The 12,448-nt window shown below is 73.1% G+C and carries 13 protein-coding genes and 3 tRNA genes; 6 read left to right on the forward strand and 10 right to left on the reverse strand.

Going from position 1 to position 12,448, the window contains the following annotated elements:
* Positions 1-138: 138 nt before the first annotated feature.
* Together secE and L1785_RS17560 are read right to left on the reverse strand one after the other, a co-directional pair.
* Positions 139-405, reverse strand: a complete 267-nt coding sequence (gene secE, locus L1785_RS17555) for a preprotein translocase subunit SecE (RefSeq protein ID WP_236090583.1) — start codon at positions 403-405, stop codon at positions 139-141.
* Positions 406-512: 107 nt separating this feature from the next.
* Positions 513-588: transfer RNA gene (locus tag L1785_RS17560), tRNA-Trp, on the reverse strand.
* A 262-nt stretch (positions 589-850) separates the two neighbouring features.
* On the opposite strand from L1785_RS17560, the gene L1785_RS17565 reads away from it, so the two are divergent.
* Both L1785_RS17565 and L1785_RS17570 read left to right on the forward strand, forming a co-directional pair.
* Entirely contained in the window at positions 851-1,789 is a 939-nt protein-coding gene (locus tag L1785_RS17565) for an ABC transporter ATP-binding protein (RefSeq protein ID WP_236090584.1), read from the forward strand.
* Positions 1,786-2,631, forward strand: coding sequence for an ABC transporter permease (locus L1785_RS17570; RefSeq protein ID WP_236090585.1), 846 nt, complete (start codon positions 1,786-1,788; stop codon positions 2,629-2,631). Before L1785_RS17565 ends, L1785_RS17570 begins: the two co-directional genes overlap by 4 nt.
* Before the next feature lie 45 nt (positions 2,632-2,676).
* Here L1785_RS17570 and L1785_RS17575 read toward each other — a convergent pair whose 3' ends face one another.
* Positions 2,677-3,450 carry a lytic transglycosylase domain-containing protein gene (locus L1785_RS17575; protein WP_236090586.1) on the reverse strand — a complete coding sequence of 258 codons (774 nt, stop codon included), beginning with the start codon at positions 3,448-3,450 and terminating at the stop codon, positions 2,677-2,679.
* A gap of 177 nt (positions 3,451-3,627) precedes the next feature.
* On the opposite strand from L1785_RS17575, the gene L1785_RS17580 reads away from it, so the two are divergent.
* Entirely contained in the window at positions 3,628-4,701 is a 1,074-nt protein-coding gene (locus L1785_RS17580; protein ID WP_236090587.1) for an adenosine deaminase, read from the forward strand.
* A 112-nt stretch (positions 4,702-4,813) separates the two neighbouring features.
* Positions 4,814-5,725 (forward strand): L,D-transpeptidase family protein, encoded by a 912-nt coding sequence (locus L1785_RS17585; RefSeq protein WP_236090588.1) that lies wholly within the window; start codon positions 4,814-4,816, stop codon positions 5,723-5,725.
* On the opposite strand, the gene L1785_RS17590 is transcribed toward L1785_RS17585, so the two are convergent.
* Positions 5,722-6,900, reverse strand: a complete 1,179-nt coding sequence (locus L1785_RS17590; protein WP_236090589.1) for a UDP-N-acetylmuramate dehydrogenase — start codon at positions 6,898-6,900, stop codon at positions 5,722-5,724. The genes L1785_RS17585 and L1785_RS17590 overlap by 4 nt on opposite strands.
* A gap of 273 nt (positions 6,901-7,173) precedes the next feature.
* Here L1785_RS17590 and L1785_RS17595 point away from each other — a divergent pair, with 273 nt between their 5' ends.
* On the forward strand, positions 7,174-8,175 hold the full coding sequence (locus L1785_RS17595; protein WP_236090590.1) for a lytic polysaccharide monooxygenase: 1,002 nt from the start codon (positions 7,174-7,176) through the stop codon (positions 8,173-8,175).
* Between the two features lie 71 nt (positions 8,176-8,246).
* Here the strand turns inward: L1785_RS17595 and L1785_RS17600 are convergent, their stop codons facing one another.
* Complete coding sequence (locus L1785_RS17600) at positions 8,247-9,572, reverse strand: MFS transporter (RefSeq protein WP_236090591.1); 1,326 nt, start codon at positions 9,570-9,572, stop codon at positions 8,247-8,249.
* A 166-nt stretch (positions 9,573-9,738) separates the two neighbouring features.
* Between L1785_RS17600 and L1785_RS17605 the strand changes: the two genes are divergently transcribed.
* Complete coding sequence (locus tag L1785_RS17605; RefSeq protein WP_236090592.1) at positions 9,739-10,854, forward strand: LacI family DNA-binding transcriptional regulator; 1,116 nt, start codon at positions 9,739-9,741, stop codon at positions 10,852-10,854.
* A 54-nt stretch (positions 10,855-10,908) separates the two neighbouring features.
* Here L1785_RS17605 and L1785_RS17610 read toward each other — a convergent pair whose 3' ends face one another.
* The 5 genes from L1785_RS17610 to L1785_RS17630 all read right to left on the reverse strand — a co-directional run bounded on the left by L1785_RS17610 (position 10,909) and on the right by L1785_RS17630 (position 12,289).
* Positions 10,909-11,349, reverse strand: coding sequence for a MaoC family dehydratase (locus L1785_RS17610; protein ID WP_236090593.1), 441 nt, complete (start codon positions 11,347-11,349; stop codon positions 10,909-10,911).
* Entirely contained in the window at positions 11,346-11,804 is a 459-nt protein-coding gene (locus tag L1785_RS17615; RefSeq protein ID WP_236090594.1) for an FAS1-like dehydratase domain-containing protein, read from the reverse strand. The genes L1785_RS17610 and L1785_RS17615 overlap by 4 nt, the downstream gene beginning before the upstream one ends.
* 22 nt (positions 11,805-11,826) lie before the next feature.
* Positions 11,827-11,997 (reverse strand): 50S ribosomal protein L33, encoded by a 171-nt coding sequence (gene rpmG / locus L1785_RS17620; RefSeq protein WP_021482899.1) that lies wholly within the window; start codon positions 11,995-11,997, stop codon positions 11,827-11,829.
* Between the two features lie 83 nt (positions 11,998-12,080).
* Positions 12,081-12,154: transfer RNA gene (locus L1785_RS17625), tRNA-Met, on the reverse strand.
* 62 nt (positions 12,155-12,216) lie between these two features.
* Positions 12,217-12,289, reverse strand: a tRNA-Thr gene (locus L1785_RS17630).
* Between the last annotated feature and the right edge of the window lie 159 nt (positions 12,290-12,448).

A 12,448-nucleotide genomic window follows, 5' to 3' on the forward strand; every position in this document is an offset into this window, starting at 1 on the left:
CCGGCACCTGTGTGCGTACCTCTACGAGATTCTCGCGGGGATCCTCTCGACAGCATCGCGTCACGACGCCCGCCGTGCACGCCCACGTCGCCGGGCCACTGCCCGGGGCCCGCCCGGATGCCGGGCGGCGGGAGTGGCTCAGTCGCCGAAGACCCAGAGGACGGCCTGACCGATGCCATAGTCCAGCGCCGTCACGAACAGCATGACCACGAGGAGGAACACCAGCACGACGGACACGTAGGTGAGGAGCTCGGAGCGGGTGGGTGCAACCACCTTCTTCAGCTCCGCGACGACCTGACGGACGAAAAGAGCGATCCGGGCGAAGACGTTCGGACGGCCCTTGCTCGGACGCTCGTCAGCGTTGCTGACGGGCGCACCCACGGCCTCAGCCGGCGACTCGCTCACTGCTACCCCACTCCGTGGCACGGTGCACCGCCTGTCGGCGGCGCGGACTGGCGTTCCCGGAACCACTCACGCGGTCCCGCTGCGCGCGGCCCCGCTGGGGATCACGCTGGCAGGGTAGACAGGACTCGAACCTGCAACCTGCGGTTTTGGAGACCGCTGCGCTACCAATTGCGCCACTACCCTTCGTGTTCGATGCCGTCCGCCGCACGCGCCTCAGGCACGCTCCAGCATGGCGGGCATCAACCACCGGGGCACAACTGTACGGCACGAGAGCCCCCGGGTCGAACCAGCATTCCGTCACGCGACGCGCCTGCGCCGGGCGGTGTCGTGGAGCCTGCAAGGGGTCGTCGCACGGCCACGGACGGGCCCGTCCACCGTTCGGTGGCGGGCGGGTTCCACCCGCCCGATGCTCGCGTTGACAGGCTCCGTGCGGGAGCGTGGACCCATGGAGACGACGGGAGGCCAGGCGGTGCGGGTCCGCGGCCTGCGCAAGCGGTACGGCACGGCGCGCACGGGGTGGAAGCAGGCGGTCGCGGGCGTCGACCTGGACGTCGGCCGTGGAGAGGTGGTCGCGGTTCTCGGCCCGAACGGGGCGGGCAAGACGACGACGGTCGAGATCCTCGAGGGGTTCCGGGCACGTGACGACGGCGAGGTGCTGGTGCTGGGCGAGGACCCGGCCCGGGCCGACCGCGCGTGGCGGGCACGCATCGGTGTGGTCCTGCAGGACTCGCGCGACCTGGGCGAGCTCACGGTCGGGGAGGTGGTGCGCGCGACCGCCCGCAGCTACCCGGAGCCGCGTGATCCGGCCGAGCTGATCGCCACGGTGGGCCTCGAGGAGAAGGCGCGCACACGCCTGCGCGCCCTGTCGGGCGGCCAGCGCCGTCGGCTGGACGTGGCGCTCGGCATCGTCGGTCGCCCCGAGCTGCTGTTCCTCGACGAGCCCACCACCGGCTTCGACCCGCAGGCGCGCCGCACCTTCTGGGAGCTCGTCGAGTCGCTGCGCGACGGCGGCACCACGATCCTGCTCACGACGCACTACCTCGACGAGGCGGCGCGGCTCGCGGACCGGGTCGTCGTGGTGCGCGAAGGTGTGGTGGTCGCGGAGGGCCCGCCCGGCACGCTCGGGGGCGCCGAGGCACGCACGCCCCTGGTCTCGTGGATGCAGGACGGTGCGCCCCGGTCGGAGGTCACGGACCGGCCCACCGAGCTCGTCGCGCGCCTCGCCCGTGAGGCGGCCGGTCCAGACGGGGAGGTGCCGCACCTGCAGGTCGTCCGGCCGAGCCTCGAGGACGTGTACCTGAGCCTGATCGGCGCCGAGGTGGGCGCCGTCGGCACGACCACCGGTGCCCAGACCGGGACCGCCGCCGAGGAGGGAACCCGATGAGCACCCACACCGCACGCCCCACCGGCCGGGGCCGGCTTCCCGGGATATGGTCGCTCGCGCTCGCGCGGGCGAGCGTCGAACTGCGTTCGTTCACACGCGAGCGCGACGCCGTGGTCTTCGTCTTCCTGTACCCGATCCTGATGCTGGCCCTGTTCGCCACCGTCTTCGGCAGCGAACAGGCGGGCTCTGCGGGTACCGGGGTCGACTTCGCCCGGTACTTCCTGCCCGGCATGATCGCGACCGGCATCATGCTGTCGAGCTTCCAGACGTTGGCACTCGCCATCGCCGTCGAGCGGGACGACGGGACGCTCAAGCGCCTGCGCGCCACCCCGCTCCCGGCGTCGGCGTACTTCCTCGGGAAGGTCGCGCAGGTGCTGGCGGTCGCCACGGTGCAGACGGCCGTGCTGATCGCGATCGCGGCGCTCGCCTACGACGTGCCGCTGCCGTCCGAGGCCGGTGCCTGGCTCACCTTCGCGTGGGTGTTCGTGCTCGGCACGGCCACGGGGTCGGTCCTGGGCGTCGCCTTCTCGTCGGCGGTGCGCTCGGGCCGGTCCGCGAGCGCCGTCGTGATCCCGGTGGTCCTGGTGCTGCAATTCACCTCGGGCGTGTTCTTCCCCTTCTACAGCCTGCCCGCGTGGTTGCAGACGGCCGCCTCCTTGTTTCCGCTCAAGTGGCTGGCGCAGGGCCTGCGGTCGGTGTTCCTGCCACCGGAGATGGTGTCGCTCGAGCCGAGCGGTTCGTGGCAGCTCGGCCTGACGGCTGGTGTGCTGGCCGTATGGCTCGTCGCCGGGCTCGTCGTGGGCATCCGCACCTTCCGCTGGCGACGGCATGACGACGGGTGACTCCTCGGGGTGGCCGCGGCGAACACGCCGCTGCCGACGCGGTACCTACCCGGCCGCAGCCGCCGCGACCGCGGCTGCCCGGTCGCGGACCGTCTGCCCGTACTCCTCGGAGCGGTTGTAGGCGAGGAGCGCACGACGCACGCCGTCGTCGGTCGTCACGTCACCCCCGGCAGCACAGAGGTAGCGGCCGGCGGCGAGCGCCGCGTCGTCCAGGTCGTGCGGGTTACGCGCGCCGTCGCCGTCGCCGTCGGAGCCCCAGCGCTCCCACGTGGACGGGAGGAACTGCAGCGGCCCCACGGCGCGATCCCACACCGGGTCGCCGTGCATCGCGGTCGACTCCGGCGTCGCCGGGATCTCCGCGAAACCGGGCCGGCCGTCGAGGGCGGGGCCGATGATCGGCGGGGTGGCCCGTCCGTCCGCGCCGACGTGAGAGCCGCCGTGCGTGCCGTGGCCCGACTCGATGGCACCCACACCGGCGAGCAGCGTCCAGCGCAGCCCGCATGCCGGCTCCGACTCGGCGAGCGCGAGATCGGCGCGCGCGTACGCCTCCAGCGCCCGCGCGGGGACGCCGGTGACGCCTGCGGTGGCTGACACCCAGTCGGGGTCCGGCTCCCCGGACGGCCCGGCGACGGGGGCGACGCCTGCGGCGGCCTCGGCTCCGGCCGGCACGCTCTCGGCCCCGTCGGCAGCGCGGGCGAAACCCGTCAGAGCCGCGAAACCGAGCGCGCCCAGGACCAGCCACGCCACGAGACCCGACCCCGTCCCCGCCTGCGCCATCGCCGCCCGCCCGCCGCTCGTAACGTCCGGCAGATCGTACAAGCAGGAGAAACCGTCCCCAAGCCCCAACCGCGCGTCAACCGGAGCCCTGCGCAGCGCACCACGACACCTCCGCGGCCCGGGCGGCACGACGACGGCGGGTGCCGGCGAAGGACTGCTGGCGTGCCGCAGATCACATCCGGACGTGCCCCGCGGCGCCGGATTCGCCATACTTCACGGATGCGAGACCTGGCGCTCCTCCCGAAAGCCCACCTCCACCTGCACTTCACGGGTTCGATGCGTGTCACGACGCTCGCAGACCTGGCGGCGCAGCACAACGTCCGGCTGCCCGAGGCGCTGGTCGACGCCGACCCGCTGCGCCTGCCGGCGACGGAGCGCGGCTGGTTCCGGTTCCAGCGTCTGTACGACGCGGCGCGGGCCTGCGTGCGGTCCGAGGCGGACATGCGGCGGCTGGTGGACGAGGCGGCCGCGGACGACGCGGCGGAGGGGTCCGGGCGGCTCGAGATCCAGGTGGACCCCACGTCGTACGCGCCGTTCGTCGGCGGGATCACACCCGCCGTGGAGATCGTCCTGGACGCCGCGCGGGTGGCGAGCGCGGCACACGGGATCGAGGTCGCAGTGGTCGTGGCGGCGTCGCGGATGCGGCACCCGCTCGACGCACGGACCCTGGCCCGGCTCGCGGCCCGGTACGCGGGCGAGGGTCCGGGCGAGGTGATCGGCTTCGGCCTGTCGAACGACGAGCGCCGGGGAGACACCGCCGAGTTCGGGCCGGCGTTCGACATCGCACGGCGTGCGGGCCTGGCGGCGGTACCGCACGGTGGCGAGCTGCTCGGACCGGACCACGTCCGCGAGGTCCTGCGCGAGCTCGTTCCGGACCGGCTGGGCCACGGCGTGCGGTCCGCGGAGGACCCTCACGTGCTGGAGGAGATCGTCGAGCGCGGAGTGGCACTCGAGGTGAACCCGGCGTCGAACGTGGGCCTGGGCGTCTACCACGAGTCGAGCGAGCTCCCGCTGCGCACGCTCGTCGCCGCGGGAGCGCAGGTGGCGCTCGGCGCGGACGACCCGCTGCTGTTCGGCTCGCGCCTGGTGGCGCAGTACGAGATGGCACGCACCGTGCACGGGTTCTCGGACGGCGAGCTCGCGGCCCTGGCGAGGTCGTCGGTGCGTGCGAGCCGCGCGTCCGCACGGACGAAGTCCCAGCTCCTCGCGGGTGTCGACGCGTGGCTCGCGCAGCCGGACCCTGCGGAGCCCGTCATACGTAGCGAAATGGACAATCCAGTCACAGTTGGGTGACGATCCTCTTCGGGCCGCGGGGCAACGGAAGCACACCCCCGAGCGTCTGATACATACGAGGTGCACGGGACCACGCCGATCGCGCGGTCCCGCGAGACGTAAGGGGATCTACATGCGGGACGCACGACGGGTGCTCGGGGTCTTTGGCGCCGCGGCGCTGACGGCCGGGTTCGTGGCGGGTTGCAGCGGGAACGGTCCGAACGCCGGCGGCACGTCGTCGACGTCGGCGAGCAGCAGCGCGACCGCCTCGCCCGAGCCGAGCGCGTCCAGCACGCCTGAGGCGAGCGGGACGCCGTCGGGCAGCCCTGAGGCCGGCCCGAGCCCCTCGACCGAGCCGAGCGCGAGCCCTACCCCTACCCCCACGCCGTCCCCCACCGAGACCACGCCGCCCGAGGCGGCCCCCGCCCCGACCCCTGAGGCGCCGGCCCAGCTCGCCTCGGGCGCGCAGGGCGACCAGGTCGCCGCGCTCCAGCAGCGCCTGTCCGACCTCGGCTACTTCGTCACGGACGTCGACGGCGACTTCGGGCACAACACGCAGCAGGCCGTCTGGGCGCTGCAGAAGGCCGCGGGCCTGTACCGCGACGGCGTCGTCGGACCGCAGACGCAGGGCGCACTGGACCAGGGAGTACGACCGCAGGCCCGCACCGCGCAGGGCAAGGCCATCGAGATCGACATCGACCGCCAGCTTCTGCTCGCGGTCGAGAACGGCCAGGTCGTCCGCGTCATCAACGCGTCCTCGGGCAACGGGGAGACGTTCGAGGCGAAGGGGCACATCTACCGCGCCTACACGCCGACGGGCACGTTCGCCGTGGGCCGGCAGATCGACGGCATGCACTCGTCGACCCTCGAGCTCGGCGACATGTGGCGGCCGAAGTTCTTCGCCGGCGGAATCGCCGTGCACGGCTCGGCCTCGATCCCGCCCTACCCCGCCTCGCACGGGTGCGTGCGCGTCTCCAGCGCCGCGATGAACTGGATCTGGGACGTCTGGGGCGCCCCGCGGGACACCACCGTCGTCGTGTACTAGAGCGAGACGCCGACCAGCACCGGTTCCGGCACGAGCTCGACGCCGAACCGGTCGCGGACGCCGTCGCGGACGGTGCGGGCCAGCGCGACCAGGTCGTCGGCCCGCGCCCCACCGCGGTTGGTGATCGCGAGGGTGTGCTTGGTCGACAGCCGCGCGGGGCTGTGCTCGCCCGCCAGGCCGAAGCCCTTGCCGAAGCCCGCGTTCTCGATGAGCCACGCCGCGCTCGTCTTGACCAGGGACGGGTCCACCGCGCCGAGGCTCGGCCCCGTCGAGCTGGTCGGCAGCGCCGAGCGCACCTGGTAGCGCGGCGCCTCGGCTGGCAGGTCCGCCATCCGCGACGCCGGCACGACCGGGTTGGTGAAGAACGAGCCGGCGCTCCACCGGTCGTGGTCCGGGGCGCCCTCCGGCCGGTCGAGCAGCATGCCCTTGCCGGCTCGCAGCTCGAGCACGGCCTCGCGCACGTCCTTCGACGGCGCCCGCTCCCCGACCGCGACGCCGAGGCGGCGGCCCAGCTCGGCGTACCCGATCGGCGCCGACAGCGTCCCGAGCCGGAACTGGAGCTGGACCTGCAGCACCACGTACCGCGGCGTCGGGTACCACGGCGCGGCCGGATCGTCGCCGCGTGCGTCGACGTGCATCGAGCGCTTCAGCAGCGAGGTCCGGTAGCCGAAGTCGAGCTCGCCCACGGCGAAGGTGCGCACCCGGTTCTGCCCGCGGTCCCAGGTGCGGACGGTCGCGATGACGCCCGCCACCTCCTGGCCGTAGGCGCCGATGTTCTGCACCGGGGCCGCGCCCACGGTGCCGGGGATGCCGGACAGGGCCTCCACGCCCACCCAGCCCTCCACCACGGCCCGCGCCACGAGGTCGTCCCAGCACTGCCCGGCGGGAACGGTCACCACCGCACCACCGCAGGTGTCCTCGGACTCCACCTCGATACCCGAGCGCACGTCACGCACGACCACGCCGTCGAAGCCGGCATCGGAGACGAGCAGGTTCGAGCCACCGCCGACCACGAGGAGCGGCACACCCTGGTCGTCTGCGTCCCGCACCGCCGCGATGAGCCGGGCCTCGTCCCTGGCCTCGACGTAGGTCTCGACGGGTCCGCCGACGCGCAGCGTCGTGAGGGCGGCCAGGCTGGGAACCACTGGATCGGTCTCGGACGGGTAAAGACTCACCCTGAAAGCATATCTACCGACCCGTGCGATGTTGTGCACAAATTCGACATGGAGCGGGTGAGGTCTGCCAACTTTCTGCACCCCGCCGGTGTGTCGTCCGGGCCAGAGGTCCTTAAACGGTTCGGAGGGTAGTCCCTGCCGGACAGCGCGCCCACCGTGGACTCCTCCACGCGCTGAGGCGATCTTGCGCCAACGACGACGCCGTCGCACGACGCGTGGTGCAGCCGTCACGGCCGCCGCCGTGCGGCCAGAGCCCGAGCACCTGGAGGAAGCATGTCCACTCGTGCGCGAATGCGCAGACTCGCCGCGGCCCTCTGTCTGGCGGTGGTCGCCCCCTTCGTGGCCGCCACCGTCGTTGCACCCGCGGCCACCGCACACGGTTCGGTGACCGACCCGCCCACCCGCAACTACGGCTGCTGGGACCGCTGGGGCGACGACCACCTGAACCCCGGCATGCAGCAGACGGACCCGATGTGCTGGGGTGCCTGGCAGCACGACCCCAACGCCATGTGGAACTGGAACGGCCTCTACCGCGAGGGCGTCGCCGGCCAGCACGAGCAGGTGATCCCGGACGGTCAGCTCTGCTCCGGCGGCCGGACCCAGTCGCCCCGCTACGACTACCTCGACACCCCGGGACCCTGGGTCGCCAAGGGCGTGCCGCACCAGTTCACGCTCACGCTGACCGACGGCGCACAGCACGGCGCCGACTACCTGCGGATCTACATCTCCAAGCCCGGGTTCGACCCCACGACGGAGGCGCTCGGCTGGGACGACGTGGACCTGCTCAAGGTGACCGGGACCTATCCCTCCCAGGGCACGTACCAGACCGACGTGGACCTCACCGGCCGCAACGGTCGTGCGGTCCTCTACACGGTCTGGCAGGCGAGCCACCTCGACCAGTCGTACTACCTGTGCTCCGACATCAACATCGGTGGGGGCGACACGACGCCGACGCCCACCCCGACACCCACGCCCACGCCGACACCGACGCCCGGCGTCGGCGAGTGCTCGGCCGTGGTGACCGTCGTCAACTCGTGGAGCGGCGGCTACCAGGCCGACGTCCGCGTCACGGCGGGCAGCAGCGCCGTGAACGGCTGGCGGGTGACCGTCGGCGGCGCCACCATCACGCAGGCCTGGAACGGGACCCTGTCGAACGGCAACACCATCACGAACGCCAACTGGAACGGCAGCCTGGCCCCCGGGGCCTCGACCGCGGCCGGCTTCCTCGGCAGCGGCAGCGCTTCCGGCCTGACCCCGACCTGCACCGTGCTCTGACCTGAGCACGGCCCGGCAGCGACAGGCGTCGGCCCCGGCCCCTCACGGAGGGACCGGGGCCGACCGCGCGATCAGCCGTGGGCGCCGGCCCGCGCGGTCGCGCGAGGGCGCGCCGCGCCGGACACGACCAGCCCGAGCACCACGGGCAGCGCGAGCACCAGCACCGCGAGCCGGTATCCCGTGACGTCGGCGAGGAACCCGATGAGCGGCGGGCCGACGAAGAACGCCGAGTAGCCGATCGTCGACGCCACGGCGACGCGCATCGCCGCGCGTGCCGGGTCGTCGGACGCCGCGCTCATGCCCACGGGGAAGCCGAGGGCCGCGCCGGCTCCCCACAGGGCCACGCCCACCAGGGCCACCCACAGCGACGGCACCAGTGCGAACACGGCGACGCCGACGATCGCGACCGCCGCGGACGCCCGCAGGGCCGCGACCCGCCCGAACCGGTCGATCGCGCGAGTGCCGAGCAGTCGCGCCGTCGTCATCGCGGTGAGGAAGACGGCCAGGCCGAGCGCGCCCACCGAGTCCGGGACGTGGAAACCGTCCACGACCGCGAGGCTCACCCAGTCGTTCGCCACGCCCTCGGTCAGGGCCGCGCCCAGCACCACGAGGCCCACGGCCAGCGTGCGCGGCTCCCGCCACGCCGCGAGCAGCCCGCGCGTCCCGCCGTGGTTGTCCGACGCCGGTCGCTCGCCCGGCTGCACCGGGTCGCCTCCCACGGCGACGAGTGGTGTGGCGGCAGGGTCCAGCTGTGCGTCGGCCACCCTGCCGGGGTGCGCCGCAGCTTCCGCGAGCGCATGCACCTCGGGAGCGTGGAGGGCACCCACGCTCCGGGGCTCGGGAAGGAAGAACCGGACCGAGATCGCGACCGCCGCCAGGGCGACCACTCCAGCGACGGGGACGTGCCACTCCACTGGCGCGCCCAGGCGCGCCGCGAGGGCGCCCACTCCCGCGCCGACGACCGTGCCGAACGAGAAGCCCGCGTGGTAGACGGGCATCACCGCCTTGCCGAGCCGCTGTTCCACCGCGGCGCCCTCGAGGTTCATGCCCGCGTCCCACACGCCCGCGCCCACGCCGAACACCGCGAGCCCGGCCCGGACCGCCAGATGGTCGCCGGACTGCACGCCGAACGCGGCCACGCCCACGCCGATCGTGAAGATCAAGGCGAACAGGATGACGGTCCGCGAGGTTCCCAGGCGCTCCACCACCAGCCCCGAGAGCGGGATCGCGATCACGGACCCGATCGCCCCGGTGAGCAGGAGCAGGCCCATCTCCCCCTCGGAGAACGACAGGCCGTCACGGACCGCCGGGAGCCGGGACGCCCAGCTCGCGAACCCGAAACCGCTCGCGGCGAAGGTGACGAACACGGCGCGGGACGCGGCAACAGCTGTCGGCACGAGACTCCTCGGTCAGGTTCAGGGCATGCGTCCGTGCATGCGGGTACGCTGGCGGGCGCGCCGTCAGCGGCGGCACGCATATCGATTCGACAGTCAAGCACACACGACAACGCGCCCGTGGTCCAGCCGATTCCCGGTGTCCCCGAGCGCCGCCCGAGGGAGCGCGATGAGCCGAGAACGCGGAAGCCGCCCGACCCTGGCCAAGGTGGCCGAGCTCGCAGGCGTGTCCGTGTCCACCGCATCTCTCGCGTTCTCCGGAGCGGGACCCATCACCCCCGAGACGCGCGAGCGCGTGCTCCAGGCAGCGCGGGACCTCGACTACGCGGGCCCGAACCCCCTGGGGCGCCAGCTCCGCTCCGGGCGCTCGGGCATCGTCGGCGTCGTCATCGGCGACCAGCTCGGCCGATCCTTCCGCGACCCCGTGTCGGTGCAGGTGCTCCACGGCCTCGTCTCCACCATCGGTGAGCAGGGGCTCGGCGTGCTGCTCATCCCCGGGACGCCCCAGGGCACCCTGCAGCTCGCCGGGATGGAGAGCGCCGGGCTACCGCCCGCCGTCGACCCGCTCGTCGAGGCCGCTGCCATGGACGTGGCCGTGCTCGTCTGGGGCGCGCTGTCGGAGGACCCGAACCTCACGGCCCTGCAGCGACGCGGCGTCCCCGTGGTCATCGGCGAGGGCAAGAGCGAGCCCGGCATCCCCGTCGTCGGCATCGACGACCGCCGCGGCGCCGCCGAGGCCGTGCGGCACCTCGTCGAGCTCGGGCACACGAGGATCGCCGAGATCACCCTGCCGTTCGGGCGGAGCGAGCGGTCCGGTCCCGTGTCGGCCGAGCGCCTCACCCAGGCCGACCGCACTCCCACGCAGCACCGCCTCGCCGGCGTGCGGGACGTCATCGAGCCCGTGCTGTCCTGGGAGACCCCGGCCTCGCTCGTCGAGCACGGGCGCGACGCCGCCATGGAGATCCTGGGCGCCTGGGTGCCTTCGTCCGAGCGGCCCACCGCGATCGTCGCGCACTCGGACCTGCTCGCCGCCGGCGCCGTCATCGCCGCCCGGGAGCTCGGCCTCCGGGTCCCCGAGGACGTGTCGATCGCCGGCTTCGACGGTCTCGACCTGCCCTGGCTCTCCCCCGACGTGCTCACCAGCGTGCACCAGCCGCTGCAGGAGAAGGGCCGGGCGCTCGGCCGGGCCGTCATGGCCCTGCTCGCCGGCGAGACGCCCGAGTCGGTGATGCTGGATGTCGGGCTCGTCCAGGGGACGACGACGGGCCCTGTCCCCGAGCTCTGAGCCGGAGTGCAGCGCAGGCGAAGAGCGACCAGAGGCACCTGCTCCGAGCCTGCGTCAGGCGAGGCGGACGAGGGCCTGGACCTTGCCCAGGACCTTCTGGCCGTCGAAGGTGACGGCCAGGTCGACGCGGGCCGTCCCGGCCTCGGCGTCGATCGCTGCGATGGTGCCGGTGACCTCGACGGCCGCCGTGCCGGGGTTCGGCACGGGCACGGGACGCGTGAAACGCGCCTGGTAGTCGACGACGGCGCCCGGGTCGCCCGCCCAGTCCTCGACGAGGCCGATGACGGAGCCCATCGTGAGCATGCCGTGGGCGATCACGCCCGGCAGGCCGACGGACCCGGCGTAGGCGTCGTTCCAGTGGATCGGGTTGAAGTCACCGCTCGCACCCGCGTACCGGACGAGCCGGGAACGGTCGAGCTCGATCGTGCGGGTGCCGATCACGTCGCCCACCGCGAGGTCGGCGAGCACCGGGGTCGTGCCGGTCTGCGCGGTCATGAGTCCTCCCCGCGGATCGCCAGCGTCGACACGACGGTCGAGACCGGCTCGCGTCCGCCGTTCTCGCCCTGGGCGAAGATCTCGCAGCGCGTCGTCACCATCGACAGCGAGCCGCGGCTGGTCACGGAGTCCACGTGCAGCACCGTCACGAGCTCGTCGCCCGCGACGATGGGGCGGTGGTGGGTGAAGCGCTCCTCCGCGTGGACCACGCGGGAGAAGTCGACGGCCGCCTCGGGGTCCTGGATGTACTGCGCCTCCGCGCGCTGCGCCACGACCACCGCGAAGGTGGCCGGCGCGACCAGGTCCGGATAGCCGAGACCCCGCGCCGCCACGAGATCGTGGTGCGCGGGGTGGGCTGCACCGACGGCGGAGGCGAACTCCCGGATCTTCTCGCGGCCTACGGAGTAGGGGCTGTCGGCCGGGTACTCACGGCCTGCGAAGGTCGGGTTCGCCACGTCGGTGTGGATGCTGCGAACGTCAGCGGGTCTCGCGGTGCGCGGTGTGCTTGCCGCAGCGCGGGCAGAACTTCGCCAGCTCGAGACGGTCGGGGTCGTTGCGGCGGTTCTTCTTGGTGATGTAGTTCCGCTCCTTGCAGTCCACGCAGGCAAGCGTGATCTTCGGGCGGACGTCGGCGCTCTTGCTTGCCATGGCTGTCACCTCTCGCGCCTCGATGAGGCGCCATGTGTCTCGGTCCACGCGACAAGAGGAACGCCGCACGGAAGTACTTGTTGTAGCGAGGGCGGGGCTCGAACCCGCGACCTCACGATTATGAGTCGTGCGCTCTGACCAGCTGAGCTACCCCGCCACGCGTGACTGAGCGCGAGGCCGCCGCCCGGGAACAGGTGGACGGCCCCGCGTCGATCACAGAGCCCCGAAAGGGAATCGAACCCTTGACCTTCTCCTTACCATGGAGACGCTCTGCCGACTGAGCTATCGGGGCAGCGGGTAGAACACTACACGGTCTCCTGCACGCGTGCGAAATCGGATGTGCGGGTGATCCGTCACAGTACGGAGCGGGGGGGGGGGGGGGGGCCCCCCCCCCGGGCCCCCCCCCCCCCCGGCGGCGGGCCGACCGGGCCCCCCCCCCGCCCCACCCCGC

It is taken from the genome of Antribacter soli, from assembly GCF_021568775.1.
Classification (GTDB): domain Bacteria; phylum Actinomycetota; class Actinomycetes; order Actinomycetales; family Cellulomonadaceae; genus Antribacter; species Antribacter soli.

Coding starts and splice junctions, on each gene's coding strand:
- L1785_RS17565 (WP_236090584.1), top strand. CDS start 851: ATGGAGACGACGGGAGGCCAGGCGGTGCGGGTCCGCGGCCTGCGCAAG.
- L1785_RS17570 (WP_236090585.1), top strand. CDS start 1,786: ATGAGCACCCACACCGCACGCCCCACCGGCCGGGGCCGGCTTCCCGGG.
- L1785_RS17580 (WP_236090587.1), top strand. CDS start 3,628: ATGCGAGACCTGGCGCTCCTCCCGAAAGCCCACCTCCACCTGCACTTC.
- L1785_RS17585 (WP_236090588.1), top strand. CDS start 4,814: ATGCGGGACGCACGACGGGTGCTCGGGGTCTTTGGCGCCGCGGCGCTG.
- L1785_RS17595 (WP_236090590.1), top strand. CDS start 7,174: ATGTCCACTCGTGCGCGAATGCGCAGACTCGCCGCGGCCCTCTGTCTG.
- L1785_RS17605 (WP_236090592.1), top strand. CDS start 9,739: ATGAGCCGAGAACGCGGAAGCCGCCCGACCCTGGCCAAGGTGGCCGAG.
- L1785_RS17610 (WP_236090593.1), bottom strand. CDS start 11,349: ATGACCGCGCAGACCGGCACGACCCCGGTGCTCGCCGACCTCGCGGTG.
- rpmG (WP_021482899.1), bottom strand. CDS start 11,997: ATGGCAAGCAAGAGCGCCGACGTCCGCCCGAAGATCACGCTTGCCTGC.